Raw genomic sequence first — 17,785 nt, forward strand, 5'->3', positions numbered from 1 at the left:
ACACTACCTATTTCTTCTACATATATGTTGTTAATCCTCTTTTTTTGACTTTTTCGAATAGTCCTTTGATAAAAAACCCAGAACTGTTTGCGATCAGTTCTGGGTTAGCCTAAACCACTTAGTTCATGAGTGCCCTAACTTTGGACCTTTTTACCCAGCCACCAACGTCTCCATCTCATCTAACAATTTATTAAATACGGTCAGCGCCTGCTCAATCGGCTGGGGCGAGGTCATGTCGACACCGGCTTTTTTCAGCAGTTCTAAAGGATAGTCCGAACCGCCACTTTGTAAGAATGTTAGGTAGCGGTCGACGGCCGGCTGTCCTTCTGACTGGATTTTCTGAACCAGGGCAGTGGCCGCGGAAAAACCGGTGGCATATTTGTAGACATAGAAATTGTTATAGAAATGGGGGATCCTGGCCCATTCGATGTCGATGTCTTCATCGACAATCATGTCAGGCCCGTAATAGTCCACATTCAGTTTATGATAGACTTCTTTTAGCGACTGCAAGGTCAACGCTTCTCCTACCTCGATTTTGCCGTGGATAGCCTTTTCAAACTCGGCAAACATGGTCTGGCGGAAGACGGTGCCCCGGAATTGCTCCAGGTAGTGGTTGATGAGATACATGCGTTTTGCCCGGTCTTGTTCTTTATCAAGCAGGTAGTTGGTGAGCAGTGTCTCGTTGACGGTAGAGGCTACCTCGGCTACAAAGATGGTGTACTGGGAGTAGATGTAAGGCTGCTCTTTATGGGAGTAGTAGGAATGCATCGCATGGCCCATCTCGTGGGCCAAGGTGAAGACATCGTTGAGCTGGTCTTGATAGTTCAGGAGCACATAAGGGTGTGTACCGAAGGGACCCCAGGAATAGGCACCGCTCGTTTTCCCCTTGTTTTCGTATACGTCTATCCATCCCTGTTGGAATCCGTCGGCCAGTACCCGCTCATAATCGGCCCCGAGCGGTGCCAAAGCTTTCTTGACCATTTCCACCGATTCTGCGTAAGGGACTTTCCATTCCACATCGCTGACCATCGGGGCGTATATGTCGTACATGTGCAACTGGTCTAAGCCGAGGAGTTTTTTCCGTAGTCGTACATAGCGGTGCATGGCGCTGTTTTGTGCCCGGACGGTGCGAATGAGGTTGTCATAGACTTGTACAGGTACATTATCTCCGAAGAGAGATCCTTCCAAAGCCGAGGGGAACTTCCGGACTCGGGCAAAAAAGATGTCTCGCTTGACGACAGAGTTTAAGGTCGATGCGAGTGTGTTCTCCAGCTTTTTATAGGAACTGTAAAGGCCGTGGAAGGTATCTTTCCGGACCCGTCGGTCGCGGTTCTCCATGAGGCGGGAAAAGCGGCCATGGGTAATTTCGATCTCTTTGCCTTCTTCGTCCTTGATCGTCGGAAAGGTCAGGTCGGCATTGTTGAGCATCGTAAAAATCTGACCGGGGGCTTGGGCCATCTCACCCGCTTGCGCTAAGATGGTCTCTTCCCCTTCTGACAGAACATGGGCTTTCTGCCGCTTCAGGTCGTCTAAGAAGAACCGATACAAGTTCAACCCCTGCTCTTCCTGCTGAAAGCGCTTCAGCACCTCTTCAGGGATCGCCAGGATCTCCGGAGTTAGAAAGGACGTTGCACTCGCTATCTGCGTGTTCAAGGCAACAGCCCGATCGGTCAGCGCTTGATAGGTCGCGTTCGTGTTGTCTTCATCCCGGCGCATGCGCGCATAGGTAAAGAGTTTCTCCATCACTTGCCCGATCTGGTCTTGCAGTTGTAATGCTTTGAGCAGATTAAGGGCATTTTCCTGCAGTTTTCCTTTTAACCCGCTCAACTGTTCCACCAGTTTCGGTGCTTCCTGATAGTCTTTTTCCCAATCGCCGTCACTGCCGTAGATATCTTCCAGCTTCCATTTGAACTGGTCTTGGACTTGCTGGCGTGTCGGCAAAGCTTTTTCCTTTTCCATCGATTCACTCTCCACTTATTTAGTATCTTTTCAATCTATTATGACTGACTTACGAAAACATATCCACGAAAAGCAAGAAATAGAAAAGCGGACTGGTTTTATCCAGGCCGCTTTTCCCTATGTCGAGATTTCGCTTTTTCTTAACGATGAAGTCTATACTCTGTTAGGTTTTATGTACCCAGGTAGGACGACAGCGGCGGGACAACTTGTTTTTTCCGGGAAAGGACGCCCGGCAGGTGAGCCACACCGTCTTTTACGGCGACATTAAAGGCTTTCTCGATCGGTTCAGTCTTCTCACCGGACAGGAGCAACAGCGTGCCCTCTTTGATGATGTCCGTGAGCATCAGCAACACCAGGTCGAGGTTTTTGCTCTGGCGAATCGTGTCCAGTGCTTCCATGAGAGTCTCTTGCATGCGGGCGATCCCAGCGTGATCCATCGTTTCCACTTGACCGATGCCTAGATGCATGGCGCCCAGATGGAATTCCTTAAAGTCCTGGTAGATGATCTCTTCAGGCGTGCGGCCTTCTAAAGAGGAGCCTGCCGTAAACATCTTCAACCCGTATTCTTCGATGTCAATGCCAGCGATCTTGGCCAACTTTTCGGCGGCTTTCTTATCTCGAGCCGTACAGGTGGGACTTTTAAACAGGACCGTATCGGACAGAATCGCCGATAACATCAGTCCCGCAATCTCTTTCGGCGGTTCGATTTCGTTTTCTTCAAACATGGAGAAGATGATCGTGCTTGTGCAGCCGACAGGCTCGCCGCGGAAGTAGATCGGTTCCCCAGTCTGAACGTCCCCGACGCGGTGATGGTCAATTACTTCGAGGACCTGGGCTTGGTCGATCCCGGCAACGGCTTGGCTTTTTTCATTGTGATCGACTAAGATGATCTTTTTGCGCTGCGCCGCCAGCAGGTGATATCGGGAGATGACGCCCAGAAGGCGGTTTTCATCGTCTACAACGGGGTAGTTACGAAAACGGGTCTCCAGCATGACCTTGCGGGTTTCATCGACAAAGTCATCCGGTTGGAAGGTGACCATTTCCTGATGCATGATCGAATAGACGGGAGCGCTGAGGCCGATGAGCCGGCCTGTGTTAAAGGTATCATAAGGCACCGATAGGACGGGGACACCTTTTTGACGGGCTTTTTTCTCCACCCGCTCGGTGATGGCAAAACCGCCAGTGACGATCAGGCAGCCTGCCCCTGCATCTAGGGCAGCCAGTTGGGAGCCTTCCCGGTCACCGATGATGACTACGTCGCCTTCACTGATCCGTTGCACCATGGTCTCCTCATGCATGGCACCGATGATCGCTTTGCCGCGGAGAACCGTCTCCGGAGGCGCCGCGACTAAGAAGCGGCCACCCATGGTCCGCAGGACTCCCCCGAGGGTCAGGCCCATTTTTTCTAAGTTGTTCAATTCGTCTAGGTTTAAGTAGAGTTGGGCGATATCGCCTAAAGAGATAATCCCCTGGAGCCGGTTGTTCTCATCGACGACCGGCAGGGACTTCGTGTTCTTGTTCCGGGACAGGATGCCCACTTCTCGAATCGGTGTGTCCTTGCAGATGGATACGGGAGCTTGCCCGTTGAGCAAATCGGAAACACGGGCGCGCACATCAGTGATCAGTTGAGGTGCATCTACCTTAAAATAGTCCAGTACGAATTGGGTCTCTGGTTTTACTTTGCCGCAGCGGGCCGGTATGTACTCACGACCAGTCAGTTGCCTTTTTAAAAAGGCATAGCTGATCGCCGAACAGATCGAATCCGTGTCCGGATTGCGATGTCCGATGACGAAAACTGCCATGGATTGAATCGTCCTCCCTATGTCATTTGCGTGTTCTGTTTCCCGTCTTGACTAGTCGATCGGCCACTTTCTTTCTTTTCAGCCGGACATAGTCCCGGGAGCCCCAGCGGCTCAACTCGTCATCCTCATGGATGCTCAGGGTGACATTGTGTATATTGGGATAAATCACCTTTAATCGGCGCTGGATTTCTTCTTTTACGTCTTCCGCTTGTCCAACCGACCACGTCTCCGGCAGTTCGATGGTCCCGTCCACATCTAAGTAGGATCCTTCCCGGACCACATCCAGTTCGTACAAGTCTTCTACCCCCTGTACGTCCATGATGGTTTCGGCGATTTCATCGACCACTTCTTCTGGAGCCGTGTATCCGATCAGTCCTTTCACATTTTCCCAAGCTACGTTGACGGCAATGGCCAACAACAAGAGCCCAATGACCAGACCGGCTAAACCGTCTCCCCAGGGAGCAATGCCTACGAAGGAGGCCGTGATCCCTGCGAGAGCGATGAAAATGGCCGTTGTCGCTAACAGGTCTTCGAAGAAGACTAAACGGGTCTCTGGCGAGGCCAACTGATATTTGTTCATGGCTACCCGAACCAGAGCAAAACCTTTGGCTTCCACATCGGCCTCACGGGCAATATCTTTCATCGCTTGGTATAAGACATAGCCATCGACGAGAAATCCGCTGATCAGTGTGGCCACGCTCCAGAGGTAGGCGGACAGATCGTTTATCCCATGGGGGTGAAAGATCGCCCCATAGCCAGCCTTGATCGCTTTCCAGGAGTTAAAGGCCATGAAGATGGCCACGAAAAGGACGATTAAGTTGGACAACCGCCCGAAGCCGTTGGGGAAAGACGGTGTCGGCTTGCGGGATGCGAAGATGGAGCCAGTAAAAACGGCCGCTTGGGCACAGCCGTCGTTAAAGCTGTGTACCGCTTCCGCCTGCATCGCCGTCGATCCGGACATTTGGAAGGCGAAGTACTTGACGGCCGCTAGAAAGTAATTCCCCATGGCGCTCTGCAAAGCCGTATAGTTTGCCTGTTTTAGGAGGGTAATTACTCGTCTGGGCACGAAGGCTTTCTCCTTATTCCGTCGATTGTTGCCGAAGGATCGTCAAAGGTATTTTAACGTATTCACGGGATAGATTCCAGTATTTCATTGTGACAAGGAAGCGATCAGCCTTTTTCGCTGATCGCTTTCACTCTGTATCGCTTTTCTATTTTTCGGGGCTTACGGTGATGGTATGCAGATCGGTCCGCACTTCTTTAATCCCATAAACCTTTTCTTTGGAAACCTTATAGAACCGGTAGATACCTGTAATATCAGCCGTCTCGATAACACCGGTTTTCTTCTCGAGATGGATCGTCAACTGGTCATCTTGTCGAACCATTGAGGTAACGAGAGGAGGATTCGAACTGGAGCTAGGATAGCCGATGAGGGCCACCACCGCTTGTTTTTCGAAATCGATCTGGGCCGGGTCGAGCAGGGAAAGGCTGCTCGATGGATCGCGCCATTTCTCTTCAAAGGTGCGGATATCTTCTTTGGAACGGAGGATCATACCTTGTTGGGGAGCGTCCCATTTCCCTTGGTCGGCTCGGCTGTGATATTGAAAGGGGATGATCTCTTTGCGTTGATTTTCCGGGAGAGTTTGAAGCATCCTTGCGACGATGACGGCAGCCTGCGCACGAGTAACTTGCGCTTTCGGTTGAAAAGTTCCGTCGTCATAACCGGTTAGCCATTTGAGCGAGGCCGCTTCTTTTACAGCTTCCGTATAAAGAGGATCTATCTCACCTGCATCGGTAAAATTAAGGTTCTCCTCAGCGATTGTAATCGTTTGATTGCTCTTATGGGTATAGGCAGCCATGATCCACTGGGCCATGACCTCCCGGGTCATCCCTTCGTCAGGATGAAAGATTCGATGTTCAATCGGTAGAAAGGTATGGGCCGCACGGATCAGATCATCTGTATACCAGGCGTTCGAAGGAACATCATCGACGATATCCTTTATGTCAGGAGCTTTTATAAAGTTTACCTGAAAATCAAAAGCTCGGACGAGCAAGGTCATAAACTCAGCCCGGGTCATGACGCGATCGGGCCTGATTAAACCCTGTTCATCACCCTGGTATAGACGTAAGGCAACCATCTTGCCGATTTCCTCTTTCGCCCAGTGATTGCCGTAATCACTATCGCTCGCCCAAGCAGCCGTCACAGCACCCTGCAGAAGTATTGTACCAGATATCGCTATAGAACAGACGATTTTCCATGCACTTTTTTGGTTTTTCTGTTTTTGCACATATATCCCTCCGTCCTATAGACGCAGGCCACAGAAAAAAGGTTGCACCTAACGGTCGAACTCAAGCAACAGATTAGCTTTTTTCTTATCAAACAGCAAAACTTTTGACATTATATTAAAACCATACAATAATGTCATATTTTAACTCACCTAAATTGATGATCTAGAATAAAAAAGAGTAAGGGTTTTCCCTTACTCCTTGCTCGCCAGGATTAAAATGTTCTCGATCCGGATGTGAGGTCCTTCCTCTTTCTGTAGGACCATATTCACCAAGCCTGTATGATTGAGATTCATCATGCAGAACCCTGGAAGGAATGTATGTCGAAAACCTAGCGTAGGCTCTTTACGGATATGGCCGGCGATACCTTCGAACCCGACCATATGGTAAGCGACGACATCTTTTACGTCTCGATCGCGAGAGTACTTCGGTCCGACGACCCATGTGTATAAGAGTCCTGTCACCGGGTCTGCTTTGATCACTTGTAACACGTGGGGAATCGGGCATCCGGCACCCATGGGACGACCGACAACGATATCGCCTGCTTTAATCTCTAGCTTATCTACCATATCGCCCCGGAAGGGCAAGACGATTTTTCGGGCCGATATCTCGCCAGGCAAGGGCTTTAAGATAAAATCGTAATCATTTCCAAGTACATCGACAGGGCCGTAACTGCACTTTGATTCCGATTCGGTACAGCATCCTTCACTGTTTCGGTAAAAGGGACAGTCGTCGTAGCTTTTTTGGGTCGTGTTGACGGCTCGAAGAAAACTCTTGCACGTATCTTCGCCACAGAGGCCGCAGTTCTTACCGGGAGGGAGCCAAGGTTGGTTTGTATTCATGTCACTCACCTCGGTACAGGTAGTCTGCGATCTGGCCGTCCAGTTTCTTAATTACGCCAAAGTGATGATCCCAGCCGATCTCTTTCTTACCGATGCAGATGGTGCATGTGCCGATAGGTGGGCTCCCTTTGAGGACCAGATGATTTTTGTCGATGTCTTCCGATTTCTCGATGAACTGGTAAAGCCGTTGCAGCGATGTCCCTTGCAGGGCGTTCGTCTCCATGAGACCGATATGGGGATGGACTTCTTTGATCTTTTGGATGAATACTTCCCGCTCCGCTTGGCTGACCAAATCGATTTTCGTCACCACGGCGATATCGGCCAAGGCCACCATGGCGCCCATTTTTTCCGGCGCATGAATACCGGAGATGGAACTTAAGACAATAATCCCGAGCCCCTGGTTTAGGTAGGGTGAGCAGCGCAGGCACAATCCTGCGCTCTCGACGATGAACAAGTCCGCCTTGTTCCGATCGGCCCATTCCACGGCATCCCCTAAGACCATAACCCCGGCGTGGTCAGGGCAAAGGTCCCCAGAATAGACTTTTTTTGTCAGGATGTCAAACTCACGGCTCAGTTCTACATCTTCAAAGGCTTTGACTACGTCGATTTTCAGATATGCGATCTTCATCTCATCTTTGAACCGGCGGACGATCTGTTTGGTCAGCGCCGTTTTTCCCGCCGAAGGCGGACCTGCAATCACGAGCAATTTCATTCTTTACACCGCCCTTTTAGCCAAAATTGACGCTGATCATTTCCTTGGTGATCACATGACCGGCCCGCAGTTTTTCTCGGATGATGCCCACCCGCTTATCCAGTTCAATCAGGTTCTGAGCGGCCCGGACTTCTGATTCGTCTTGGCTGAGGACTTTACGTACCGCCCCGTTGCCCATGATGATCCGTTTTTGGGTCAGCAGCGCGATGACCGGATCATGGGTGACAAAAACGACGATTTTGCCGGTGTTTTGAATCAATCCGATAACTTCCTGCTTGAAGATGCCGGCATTCTCGATCTCATCAAGGAGAATGATCGGGGCTGCCCCAATCATGATGGCATCGGCGATCATCAAAGAACGAGTCTGTCCGCCCGAGAGAACGGTCACTTTCATATCCTTGCGGATTCGTTCACCGGTAAATTTGTTGGCGAGATCAATCGTTTCGTAAACGATTTCTTTGTCGTGCATTTTTCTCGCCCGGGCGTGAATCCGCAAGAACTCTTCTGCGGTGAGATCGGCAAAGCATTTTGTATTCTGCGTGATCATGGCGATGGGTTTCATAGCAGGGTCGTAACGCAATTCGTCCGAAGGCGGTTGGCCGTTGATCAACACATGGCGGCCTGTCGATGTGTCCCCTTGGGCCAGTAGTTCGACGTCGGAGATGAAGGCCGTTTTGCCACTGCCTGTCGGTCCCACGATGGATATGGTCTCACCGGCTTTTAAGGTGATCTCTGAAAAATTCTCCAAACTTCCCGTCTTGTCTTTTCCCGGAAGTACCGTAATTTCTCGTATCATAGCGTCTCTCCTCTACGGGTTCTTGCCACCCGGCTGTTATATAGCTTTGTTGGGATGCCGGGTGTGGTGTTCGCCCTTACACCGTTCACTTTATGCCCAGGTCGGTTAAAGCGCGACAGCGTCGAGAAAGGTACATTTTTACAGAAATTATTATAGGATACATTAAGGAGACGGTTCATCTTACGCTGAACCTATCGATGGATATCGTATGTATAAAAGCACATTTCTTTTAGAAAGGATTGTCGTCATGCAAAAGAACCGCAGGCTCCTCCTTACGGGACTCTTCCTAGCTATGTTCTTCGGTGCCCTCGACCAGACCGTTACCTCTACGGCCATGCCCACCATCATCGCCCAACTCGGCGGTTTTCAACTCATGGCTTGGCTGGCAACCTCTTATATGCTTAGTTCCACTATCGTCGTTCCCATCGCCGGCAAGCTGGCCGATCTTTACGGACGAAAACCGATATATCTAACGGGGCTGGCGATCTTCATGTTTAGTTCTGCCCTTTGTGGACTAGCCGGCACGATGGAACAGTTGATTCTCTACCGGGCTTTGCAAGGGATCGGCGGCGGTATCATGATGCCCATGGCAATGATCATCATTGGAGACATCTTCACCGGTGAAGAGCGGGCCAAGTTTCAGGGTGTCTTTGGAGGTATTTTCGGCTTATCGTCGATTATCGGGCCTCAAATAGGCGGATGGTTTGTGGACCACTTGGCCTGGCAATGGGTCTTTTATATCAATCTCCCTTTCGGCTTGCTCGCCGCTCTATTTATCTGGCTCGGGCTTCGCCATGAAACAGTTAAAGGACAAGCCCGAATTGACTATGCCGGTATTGTCACCTTCACCATCAGCATGGTCAGTCTACTGCTAGCCCTTTCTTTCGGGGGAACTAAGTATCCCTGGTTTTCCTGGCAGATCATCAGTCTTTTAGGTATCTTTGCTCTGTTTTTAGCCTTGTTCCTACGGTCTGAAAACAGGGCTGAAGAGCCGATTTTGCCGCTTTCCCTGTTCTCAAACCGCGCTTATGTGACACTCAACTCGATCGGGTTTCTCATGTCCATGGGCATGTTTGGTGCCATCATGTTTATGCCCTTATTCATGCAAGGGGTGATCGGAGTATCTGCTTCTCAAGCCGGGACATCGATGACACCGATGATGCTCTCGATGGTTCTATCCAGTACAGCCGGAGGTTTTTCTCTTCGCCGCTTTGGTGTGAAGCCGCAAATCCTAGCAGGACTTTTGATTCTAACAGCCGGCTCAATTCTCGTCACGACGTTAGGCGTCCAGACAACCCGCTGGAATGCCTCCCTCATCTTGATCATCATCGGCTTTGGCCTCGGATTGGTCATGCCGGTACTGACCATCGCCTTGCAGGAAATTTTTCCGCGAACTATGCTCGGTGTAGTCACCTCATCGGGGCAGCTTTTTCGTTCCATCGGGGGAACCTTTGGTGTAGCTCTCTTTGGAGCTGTGATGAACTATTATTCAGGGAATCTGCTCAGGCAGGACTTGCTGCCGCTCTTAGATCAAGCCCCTTCCGCTCTCGTTGAACCGATTCGGGCCTTGCTGAACAGCAATCCTCAATCCTTGTTTTCCATGCTCTTGCAGAGTGATGCCATGGCCCGGCTGCCGGCGGCATTCCGGTCAGCCATTGAACCGGTGATCAAATCCTCATTGGCCCTATCGATTCATAAGGTCTTTTGGGTATCTGCCTTTGCTACGGCGGCCAGCATCGTCATCGCTCTTACCCTTCCGACGATCCGAATCACACAACGAGCTTCCAAAGCAGGTCAAAAAAGTGAGCGGGAAAAAAGTATCGATGTGGACAAGCTGACCCTCGAAAAATCTCCTCGATAAAAACCATGTAAGAAAGGACAGTGATTAGACGTAAGATTCTTTGAATATTAAATACTACTACAAGACTTATCCATTATTTTGTATAATTGAGTTACTAGATAGATTGATAGATGATAGGTTACTTGTGTCATAAGGAAAGAAGGTGGCCCCACATGCTACCGGTAGAGACCCATAAAGTAATTCCTGGGCTGACTCTTGGTCAAACCTTGTACACCCCCGATGGACGGGTTCTGCTCGTCGAGGGGGTAACGCTAACTGAGACGACGATCCGGCGTATTCAAAGCTTGAATCTCCCTTTCATCTATGTAGAGGATCCCCTTATCGGTTCCCTGCCTCTTCCGCGGGCTGTTCCGGAAAAGATGCGCGTCGACAGCGTATTTTTTCTTCATCAGCAGTTCGAACAAGTTCAGAAGAAAAAGGGAACATTGGATATCCGGCAGTTGGATACGCTAGCCAGCAGCATCGTCAATGAAGTGCAGGGCTATCACTCCCCCGTTCATCATATGGATGTTCGCCTGCCGGAAACGTACCTAGCCGCCCATACCTTCAATGTAGCCGTGCTGGCTCTTCGCACAGCAATTGCCCTGGGTGTTAAACCGATGCGCTTAAAAGATTTAGCTTTGGGTGCACTGCTCCATGATATCGGATACTTATTCATTCCCGAATTGGAATTGAGTCATCGCGATCCCCTTTCTCCGGGACAACGTCACCTGGTGGAAACACACCCGGAAAACGGTTTTGAATGGATTCGTAAAAATGGCTTTTTGAACATCACTGTCGCTCACTGCGCATTTCAACATCACGAACGATGGGATGGCAATGGCTATCCTCGCAGGTTGAAAGGTGAAGATATCCACGAGTTCGCCCAGATCCTTTGCGTTGTCGATGTTTATGACGCCTTGACGAACGAGCGTCCCTATCGGTCCCGCATGCAGCCCTGTCAGGCCTTAAAACAGATTCATGCTTTGTCTGGTATCTGTTTTAACCCGAAAGTGGTTACCGCTTTAAGTGAGAATATCGCCGTTTACCCGATCGGTTCCCGGATCCAGTTTCCCGATGGGAAAGTAGGGGTCGTCGTTGATACGGAATCTTCCTATCCTTTCCGGCCTAAAATTAGACTGCTCCCTCCCTTACAAGAGAAGGAATGTTTACCGACGATGCTGGCCGTCGATCTCGACAGCAAAGATGTCTTACTGACGGACATGCAGTACGTAAGCTGACCTAACCCTTTACTCGAAAAAAAGCACCCCTCACCGTACGGTAAGGGGTGCTTTTCTTTCCTATTTACAAAAGGGCTTCTACGCGAGCCGTGATCTCGTCAAGGGCTTTTTCGTCGGGAATATATTGCACTTTGACTTGTTCGAGCATGTCAAAGCCAGCCGTTTTCATGGATTCTTCCACTTGACCTACACTCTGTCCGCCCCAGCCATAGGAACCGAAGGCAAGGCCGACACGGTGCTTCGGTGCCAAGCCTCTCATGTAGGTGAGAAAAGCGGCCACACTGGGAAGCATGTTGTTGTTCAAAGTGGGTGAACCGACACAGACGTACTTAGCCGTGATCAGTTCTGTCATGATGTCGGAGATGTGGTTGTGTTTTAGGTTCAAGATCTTCGTATCGATGCCTTTGTGTTCAAAAGCCCGGTTGATAGCGTGAGCGATTTTCCGGGTCGATTCCCACATCGTGTCAAAGACGATCAGCGCTTTCGGTTCTGTTTCGTTGAGTGACCATTTGTGGTACTCTTCGAGGATCTCTGCAATATGGGTACGCCAGATGACGCCATGGCTGGTGGCGATCACATCCATTTCCAGACCATCGACGGCTTTCAGGGCATTTTGAACCTGAGCCCCGTAAGGCAGGACGATGTTGGCGTAATATTTCTTGGCTTCGTCCATGACCAAATGGAGCGACAGTTGATCGTCAAAGCGTTCCGTCGAGGCGATGTGCTGGCCAAAAGCATCGTTCGAAAAGAGGATTTTATCTTCTGCCAAATAGCTGACCATGTTATCAGGCCAATGCACCATCTGTGTCAGCACAAAGGATAAATTCCGCTTACCTAAGTTGAGTGTATCGCCGGATTTGACGATTTTGTAATTCCAATCCTTTTTGTAATGGCTATTGAGGCCGCGTTGTCCATTCGGCGATGTGACGATGGTGGCATTCGGAGCCAGTTCCATAATCCGCGGGATCCCGCCGGAGTGATCCATTTCTACGTGGTTACAGACGATATAATCGATCTTGGCTGGATCGATGATGTGGCGAATCCGGTCGATCATCTCATCGACGAGGTAATGTTTCACCGTATCAACGAGGGTGATTTTTTCATCGATGATCAAATAGGCATTATAACTTGAACCGCGTTGGGTTAGGTAACCGTGAAAATCACGCAAATCCCAATCAATTGCACCCACCCAATAGATGTCGTCTTTGATTTTGGTCGGACGCATGGTACCCTCCTCAAGTTGTCGGGGTGTTCAACCCAAAATATTGATCTGAGTTTATTGTGTACGATAATGCATTCCTTGTCAACTAGTAATAGTTACTATTTAATCGACTGTGCTACTTTTTCTGCTTCTTCTTTGGGTAAGTTCCCTTCCAACCGGTAGTATACGCCTTCCCGTTCCCAGTCGATCTGGACAAAACCGTCTTTCCCGAGAATAAGTTTACCAGGAGAGCTTTGGGTCGTCCGATTCTCTACATAACGGTTTTTTTCGGGTATCGTCGACGGTGATTCAACAGACGGATTTATTGTGGCAGACAATCGAAAATACGTTGAACCCGTTCCGGTATATCGTAACTCTTTTTCGTTTTCACCCGTATTGTTTGATTCAGACGTCGATGCCAATTGATAGCCCGCAGGAATATACGTAGGTTCGAGGCTTATCGTCTTCACCGGCGGAGGGGCACTTTTTGCCAGCGGTTGTTCCGCCATGGCCATAATCCCCATCCGTAGGCTGCTCTTCTCGTCTACCTCTGGTTTATCGACCGAGGCAGAGGCAAGTAAGGGTATGTCCTTCTGGATCTCCGTTGACGTCAACGTAGAATCTTCTGCCTTAGGGGATACGCTGGTTTTGTTCTTTGCGATCGGTTCTGTCGCTTTCGTGGTTTCAGCGATGATCGCAGGTGTTTTTTCAGCTTCCGGGGCTGGTTGCGTCGTTAATGGGAAAGTCTCCACCGGACTCTGGTTGTTTTGGATGACTGGGGATGCGGTGCTGGAGGTGTCACTAGACGGTTCCGGTGTTGTTTTCGCCGCTTCTGTTTTAGCCGTATTCGCTGATCCGGCCACAACGTTGCTGGAGAGGCTGGCCACTTTTTGTTCATCACCGTGGCGTCCAGGCAAACCAACTGCTAGAGAGCTTCCTATTACTAAAGCAGCAGCGGCCGCGACAGCCCATTTCCAATGTTTTGCTGGCACCTTTACGGAGGGCTTTGTCGGCAATGAACGCTCCTGCAGTTTCTGTTCGAATTTCGACCATGACGCTTCCAGGTCCGGAGTGGGGCTATTTTCTACCATTTCACGGACAGCCTCTTCAATTCGCTTGTCTAGAAAAGGCTCTGACCATTTATTCATTATGCATCGACCCCTCCGTCCTGTGTGGACAACGGCTTATTGGATGCGCAGCATGCGTGCACGAACAGCGCAGCGTCCGTCGGCCAAAGCTTCGTAATGGCCGAGTACTTCCGGGCAGATGGTGGTGCAGATGGCTTCCCATTGAGGCATTCCGTGGTAGTTCTCTAAAAAAGACACATCCTCGGCAAATTTGACTTCGATATAGGCGTAAATGGGGCACTTTTCAGTAACGTCACTCATGGTATGTATTCTCCTTTCCAAATTCGGCGGTTCTGCCAATAGTTTTATTATTTATATCTTCTACACTATGACGTTTGATTTGTCCATCCCGTTCCAGCCATTTTTTAATTCTTTGTTTTGCCCGGCTGAGACGTGACTTCACACTCCCGGAGGGGATGTCCAACGCAGAACTGATCTGCTCTATCGTCTGATCTCGGTAATATTTGAGATAGATGACACTGCGGTATTCCTGAGGCAAATCGCTGACACAGCGGCGGATAAGTGCTCGTTCCTCCTCCTCCATGGCGGCCGCTTCCGGTGAATCTCCTGTCATTTCCGTAGCATTTTCTCTGACTTCCGCACAAAGAACACTGCGCACACGACGGCGAAGCAAATCCCGGGCTGTATTGGCAGCCATCTGACACAACCAGGCTTCCAGCTTGGATGGCTCTCGAAGTTGCTCGATTTTTTCTCCCAGCTTTAGGAAGACATCATGGGTTACGTCTTCTGCTAGCCCGGCATCGCGGGTGATGAAGAAGGCTGCTTGATATACTGGTTTATAACAGCGCTCGTAGATGAGCCGAAGACCTTCGATATCTCCCGACTTGAAACGTTCAATCATGGATTCAACTTCCAATAGGTCCCCCCCCATGCCCGGCGCGCTCCCCTAATCGTTCGTCTTCTCTTTACCACTACCTCTTTTCGATGGCAAGGGGTTTTCCCCCTGCTGTCCCGACAAAAAATCCTCGTCAAGGATATAGGTCATCTCTTTGCCATGCTCTTTTAGCCATTGGCGATGAACCAGATAGTCCGGTATGATCTGCCCAACTGCAGACCAGAATTTCGAGGAATGGTTCATCTCTTTTAGATGACACAGTTCGTGAACGATGACATAGTCGAGCACCTTCGTCGGCATCGCTACAAGACGCCAGTTGAAAGATAGGTTTTTTCGAGAAGAACAACTACCCCAGCGTGTTTTTTGGTCTCGTATCGTCACCGTGCCATATTGGCATCGAAGGTGCTGAGCAATCTCTGCTACCCGTTTGCCGATGACCATCTTCGCTTGAAAAAGGAACCATTCTTTTAGTTCTTTTTGCCAGTCTTTTTCCTTTGACCGCTCCATGTGCAAGACAAGCTGGTCGCCGGAAAAATGGACTCGCTCCTTCACCGGCACTGCTTTTTCTTCCAGCGTAAAAGCCAGTTGATAGGGTTTACCGTAAAAGAACAGTCTTTTTTCTTCTATTGCTTTCGCTCGCCGATGACCTTCCAGGGAGAAGCGGGTCCAATGGCGGCTAATCCACCGCTCTTTTTCACGGATGAACTGTTGGATCTCTTCCTCTGTAAGGTTAGCCGGCCCCCGGACGAGCAACCCCTGAGGGGATATGCGCAAGCTCACGCTGCGCAATCGTTTGCTCTTTTCTACGGTCACAGGAACCCGGTTTTGTTGGATGAATAATTCTTTAACGCGCATGGAAGACCTCATTGCGAAAATTGTAGAAAAACCGACTTGACATTGGAACACATGTTTCATATCCTATGATCAGAACATGAGTTCCAAAGGAGCGTGTAGAATTATGGAAGCAACCGGTTATGTACAGGTACCGACCGCCCGTTCCCTTTCGTCGAGGAATAAAGGCCGGACTTCATGGGTCAGTGTGATCCGGCAGTGTCTCGAAGCGGACGAATCACTTCGGGAGATGCTAATTATTTACGGTATTTTCGGTTTTTCCTTCTTCTACTTGCTGCTCAAACTGTTTCAATGTATCTTATTGTAACATTGAAAGCCACCGTGGCGCGACGGTGGCTTTTGTTCAGTGTAATCGACGCATGACAGCGACGACTTTGCCTAAAATAGTTACGTCTCGAGCGATGATCGGTTCCATGGCGCTGTTCTCCGGTTGTAGACGAACATGATCGGCGGTTTTATAAAAGCGCTTCACCGTGGCTTCCTCTTCCATCATGGCAACCACGATCTGTCCGTTAGCTGCGTCAGGTTGGCGGCGGACAATGACCGTGTCGCCGTGGAAAATGCCTGCTTCGATCATGCTGTCTCCTCTGACTTTTAACCCAAAAAAATCGCCTTGACCGAGGTAATTGGGAGCAAGGGGTAGATAATCTTCTACGTACTCGGTCGCCAAAATCGGTTGTCCTGCCGCTACGGCGCCTACGAGAGGAACCTCTACATAATCATGGCGGACTTTTTCTTGGCCTTTCTCGGCGAGCCGCTCTTGCCGTTCCGGAATCAGTTCGATGGCACGTGGTTTGGTCGGATCCTTGCGAAGGAATCCCTTTTCCTCTAAACGCTTTAAGTAGATGTGAACGGTCGAACTAGAGGCCCATCCCATCTGTTCTCCGATTTCCCGTACACTCGGAGGATAACCTTTTTCGCGAATATGTTCTTTAATCACGTTATAGACGGCTTGCTCTTTCGGTGTGAGCTTCATGATCCCCACCTCCTCTTTCATATTAGCACATACGTTCTGCCAAAAACAAGCATCTGTTGATGGATAGAGGATCTGGAGTCATTTCGACGAAATTAATTTAATGTGAAACGTTTTTTACATCTTGAGCACATAGAAAGCAGGCGATCTCGTGCCTATTTCTCGATTTCCATTTGCGATTACAATGACATCAGCCGTACTTCTTTTTTTGGGCTGCTTGATTCTGTTCTTCCCAGAAGGCATCAGATACTTCGATTCCTGGGGGCTTATTACGATGTCCCGCTGGCGAAGCGACAATTTGAACGAATTTATGGGTTACATCACTTGCCTCGGTTCCGCCAAAGTGCTTGTACCTGCGACGCTCCTGGCAGGTCTTTACGGGATTAAAAAAGGCGAACCCTATTCCCTTCAAATTTTGACGTCTAGTCTGGTCGCTTGGGGATTATTGAACTTTCCCTTGAAGTATCTTTTTGGACGAATTCGTCCCGATGTTGTACCAGCTCTGGCTCTAGAAGCAAGTCCCTCTTTTCCTTCGGGACATACGCTCGGCATCGCGTTGGTGCTCCCGGCAGTTGTTTTTGTACTCACAGGTCAACGCCATCGCAAGGTGGGTGCCCTATTCACAGGGGTTGTCATCCTTCTCGTCTCAATGAGCCGCCTTTACCTCAGCGTTCACTGGCCTAGCGATGTCATAGCTTCACTCTTGGCGGCCTCGGTCTATTGGCATTTTATTTGCCCCTTCGATAAGCCACCCGCTTCCTACCGTATTGATGAAGTAAGGGAATTAAAAAAGGGCAGTAGCGTGTAAACGCTACTGCCCTTCTCGTAGCCCATTTGCAAACGATCCAAAGCACCTCTGATGTAGTCTAAGAACTCTATCGGCGGTAGGTCATATATGTATCGTATTGATTATCTCAGTAATGTGTAATTAAACTTAGCCGACCATTTTACCCATGGATTCGGCACATTCCTTACAGACGACTTTCCCGCGGTAATTCTGGACATCATTGGCACTTCCGCAAAAGACACAAGCTGGTTCATATTTTTTCAAAATAATTTTTTCGTCTTCCACATAGATCTCCAAACCGTCCTTATCACCGATGCCCATCACTCTTCTCAGTTCCATCGGTATTACTACTCGCCCCAATTCGTCAACTTTTCTTACAATTCCCGTCGACTTCATGGTTTTCTCCCCCTTCTCAACAACCTTCGACAATTTCGGATGTCTTTACTATAAACCCCGCACTATTCTTTGTCAACCTTTATTTTCCATAAAGGTGGTACTTTTTTCTGTTTTA

Annotated in this window: 18 protein-coding genes; 4 read left to right on the forward strand and 14 right to left on the reverse strand. The window is 49.5% G+C overall.

Annotation, left to right across the window (positions count from 1 at the left end; genetic code table 11):
- Positions 1-150: 150 nt before the first annotated feature.
- From pepF to H1S01_RS14050, 7 genes are all read right to left on the reverse strand, one after another.
- Positions 151-1,959, reverse strand: coding sequence for an oligoendopeptidase F (pepF, locus tag H1S01_RS14020; protein ID WP_188041060.1), 1,809 nt, complete (start codon positions 1,957-1,959; stop codon positions 151-153).
- A gap of 170 nt (positions 1,960-2,129) precedes the next feature.
- Entirely contained in the window at positions 2,130-3,761 is a 1,632-nt protein-coding gene (locus H1S01_RS14025) for a putative manganese-dependent inorganic diphosphatase (RefSeq protein ID WP_188041061.1), read from the reverse strand.
- Positions 3,762-3,783: 22 nt separating this feature from the next.
- Complete coding sequence (locus H1S01_RS14030; protein ID WP_188041062.1) at positions 3,784-4,827, reverse strand: cation diffusion facilitator family transporter; 1,044 nt, start codon at positions 4,825-4,827, stop codon at positions 3,784-3,786.
- A 145-nt stretch (positions 4,828-4,972) separates the two neighbouring features.
- Positions 4,973-6,049, reverse strand: coding sequence for an S-layer homology domain-containing protein (locus tag H1S01_RS14035; protein WP_188041063.1), 1,077 nt, complete (start codon positions 6,047-6,049; stop codon positions 4,973-4,975).
- Between the two features lie 192 nt (positions 6,050-6,241).
- The gene (locus H1S01_RS14040) at positions 6,242-6,889 is read right to left on the reverse strand and encodes a (Fe-S)-binding protein (protein WP_188041064.1); all 648 of its coding nucleotides are present in this window, start codon (positions 6,887-6,889) and stop codon (positions 6,242-6,244) included.
- A 1-nt stretch (position 6,890) separates the two neighbouring features.
- Positions 6,891-7,601, reverse strand: coding sequence for a GTP-binding protein (locus H1S01_RS14045; protein WP_188041065.1), 711 nt, complete (start codon positions 7,599-7,601; stop codon positions 6,891-6,893).
- 16 nt (positions 7,602-7,617) lie between these two features.
- Positions 7,618-8,397 (reverse strand): ATP-binding cassette domain-containing protein, encoded by a 780-nt coding sequence (locus H1S01_RS14050; RefSeq protein ID WP_188041066.1) that lies wholly within the window; start codon positions 8,395-8,397, stop codon positions 7,618-7,620.
- 208 nt (positions 8,398-8,605) lie between these two features.
- Here H1S01_RS14050 and H1S01_RS14055 point away from each other — a divergent pair, with 208 nt between their 5' ends.
- Both H1S01_RS14055 and H1S01_RS14060 read left to right on the forward strand, forming a co-directional pair.
- Positions 8,606-10,258 (forward strand): MDR family MFS transporter, encoded by a 1,653-nt coding sequence (locus H1S01_RS14055; protein ID WP_243237337.1) that lies wholly within the window; start codon positions 8,606-8,608, stop codon positions 10,256-10,258.
- Positions 10,259-10,410: 152 nt separating this feature from the next.
- Complete coding sequence (locus H1S01_RS14060; protein WP_188041067.1) at positions 10,411-11,478, forward strand: HD-GYP domain-containing protein; 1,068 nt, start codon at positions 10,411-10,413, stop codon at positions 11,476-11,478.
- 64 nt (positions 11,479-11,542) lie between these two features.
- Here the strand turns inward: H1S01_RS14060 and H1S01_RS14065 are convergent, their stop codons facing one another.
- From H1S01_RS14065 to H1S01_RS14085, 5 genes are all read right to left on the reverse strand, one after another.
- Positions 11,543-12,703 carry an FprA family A-type flavoprotein gene (locus H1S01_RS14065; protein WP_188041068.1) on the reverse strand — a complete coding sequence of 387 codons (1,161 nt, stop codon included), beginning with the start codon at positions 12,701-12,703 and terminating at the stop codon, positions 11,543-11,545.
- 95 nt (positions 12,704-12,798) lie between these two features.
- Positions 12,799-13,827 carry a DUF4367 domain-containing protein gene (locus tag H1S01_RS14070; protein WP_188041069.1) on the reverse strand — a complete coding sequence of 343 codons (1,029 nt, stop codon included), beginning with the start codon at positions 13,825-13,827 and terminating at the stop codon, positions 12,799-12,801.
- A 36-nt stretch (positions 13,828-13,863) separates the two neighbouring features.
- Positions 13,864-14,067: a hypothetical protein gene (locus H1S01_RS14075; RefSeq protein WP_155476841.1), complete on the reverse strand. Its 204-nt coding sequence runs from the start codon at positions 14,065-14,067 to the stop codon at positions 13,864-13,866.
- Positions 14,060-14,683, reverse strand: coding sequence for an RNA polymerase sigma factor (locus H1S01_RS14080; RefSeq protein ID WP_188041070.1), 624 nt, complete (start codon positions 14,681-14,683; stop codon positions 14,060-14,062). Before H1S01_RS14080 ends, H1S01_RS14075 begins: the two co-directional genes overlap by 8 nt.
- Positions 14,684-14,713: 30 nt before the next feature.
- A complete protein-coding gene (locus H1S01_RS14085) occupies positions 14,714-15,517 on the reverse strand; it encodes a M48 family metallopeptidase (RefSeq protein ID WP_188041071.1) in 804 nt (267 codons plus the stop codon).
- Between the two features lie 103 nt (positions 15,518-15,620).
- On the opposite strand from H1S01_RS14085, the gene H1S01_RS14090 reads away from it, so the two are divergent.
- A complete protein-coding gene (locus tag H1S01_RS14090; RefSeq protein WP_188041072.1) occupies positions 15,621-15,821 on the forward strand; it encodes a hypothetical protein in 201 nt (66 codons plus the stop codon).
- A 36-nt stretch (positions 15,822-15,857) separates the two neighbouring features.
- Here the strand turns inward: H1S01_RS14090 and lexA are convergent, their stop codons facing one another.
- The gene (lexA, locus tag H1S01_RS14095) at positions 15,858-16,490 is read right to left on the reverse strand and encodes a transcriptional repressor LexA (protein WP_243237338.1); all 633 of its coding nucleotides are present in this window, start codon (positions 16,488-16,490) and stop codon (positions 15,858-15,860) included.
- Positions 16,491-16,761: 271 nt separating this feature from the next.
- Here lexA and H1S01_RS14100 point away from each other — a divergent pair, with 271 nt between their 5' ends.
- The gene (locus tag H1S01_RS14100; RefSeq protein WP_188041073.1) at positions 16,762-17,295 is read left to right on the forward strand and encodes a phosphatase PAP2 family protein; all 534 of its coding nucleotides are present in this window, start codon (positions 16,762-16,764) and stop codon (positions 17,293-17,295) included.
- Positions 17,296-17,421: 126 nt separating this feature from the next.
- Here H1S01_RS14100 and H1S01_RS14105 read toward each other — a convergent pair whose 3' ends face one another.
- Positions 17,422-17,670, reverse strand: a complete 249-nt coding sequence (locus tag H1S01_RS14105) for an AbrB/MazE/SpoVT family DNA-binding domain-containing protein (RefSeq protein ID WP_188041074.1) — start codon at positions 17,668-17,670, stop codon at positions 17,422-17,424.
- Positions 17,671-17,785: the final 115 nt, after the last annotated feature.

The organism is Heliobacterium chlorum (assembly GCF_014502795.1).
Classification (GTDB): Bacteria; Bacillota; Desulfitobacteriia; order Heliobacteriales; family Heliobacteriaceae; genus Heliobacterium; species Heliobacterium chlorum.

Coding starts and splice junctions, on each gene's coding strand:
- H1S01_RS14025 (WP_188041061.1), bottom strand. CDS start 3,761: ATGGCAGTTTTCGTCATCGGACATCGCAATCCGGACACGGATTCGATC.
- H1S01_RS14070 (WP_188041069.1), bottom strand. CDS start 13,827: ATGAATAAATGGTCAGAGCCTTTTCTAGACAAGCGAATTGAAGAGGCT.
- H1S01_RS14065 (WP_188041068.1), bottom strand. CDS start 12,703: ATGCGTCCGACCAAAATCAAAGACGACATCTATTGGGTGGGTGCAATT.
- H1S01_RS14045 (WP_188041065.1), bottom strand. CDS start 7,601: ATGAAATTGCTCGTGATTGCAGGTCCGCCTTCGGCGGGAAAAACGGCG.
- H1S01_RS14055 (WP_243237337.1), top strand. CDS start 8,606: ATGTATAAAAGCACATTTCTTTTAGAAAGGATTGTCGTCATGCAAAAG.
- lexA (WP_243237338.1), bottom strand. CDS start 16,490: ATGAAGCTCACACCGAAAGAGCAAGCCGTCTATAACGTGATTAAAGAA.
- H1S01_RS14100 (WP_188041073.1), top strand. CDS start 16,762: ATGTCCCGCTGGCGAAGCGACAATTTGAACGAATTTATGGGTTACATC.
- H1S01_RS14075 (WP_155476841.1), bottom strand. CDS start 14,067: ATGAGTGACGTTACTGAAAAGTGCCCCATTTACGCCTATATCGAAGTC.
- H1S01_RS14090 (WP_188041072.1), top strand. CDS start 15,621: ATGGAAGCAACCGGTTATGTACAGGTACCGACCGCCCGTTCCCTTTCG.
- pepF (WP_188041060.1), bottom strand. CDS start 1,959: ATGGAAAAGGAAAAAGCTTTGCCGACACGCCAGCAAGTCCAAGACCAG.
- H1S01_RS14040 (WP_188041064.1), bottom strand. CDS start 6,889: ATGAATACAAACCAACCTTGGCTCCCTCCCGGTAAGAACTGCGGCCTC.
- H1S01_RS14060 (WP_188041067.1), top strand. CDS start 10,411: ATGCTACCGGTAGAGACCCATAAAGTAATTCCTGGGCTGACTCTTGGT.
- H1S01_RS14050 (WP_188041066.1), bottom strand. CDS start 8,397: ATGATACGAGAAATTACGGTACTTCCGGGAAAAGACAAGACGGGAAGT.
- H1S01_RS14105 (WP_188041074.1), bottom strand. CDS start 17,670: ATGAAGTCGACGGGAATTGTAAGAAAAGTTGACGAATTGGGGCGAGTA.
- H1S01_RS14085 (WP_188041071.1), bottom strand. CDS start 15,517: ATGCGCGTTAAAGAATTATTCATCCAACAAAACCGGGTTCCTGTGACC.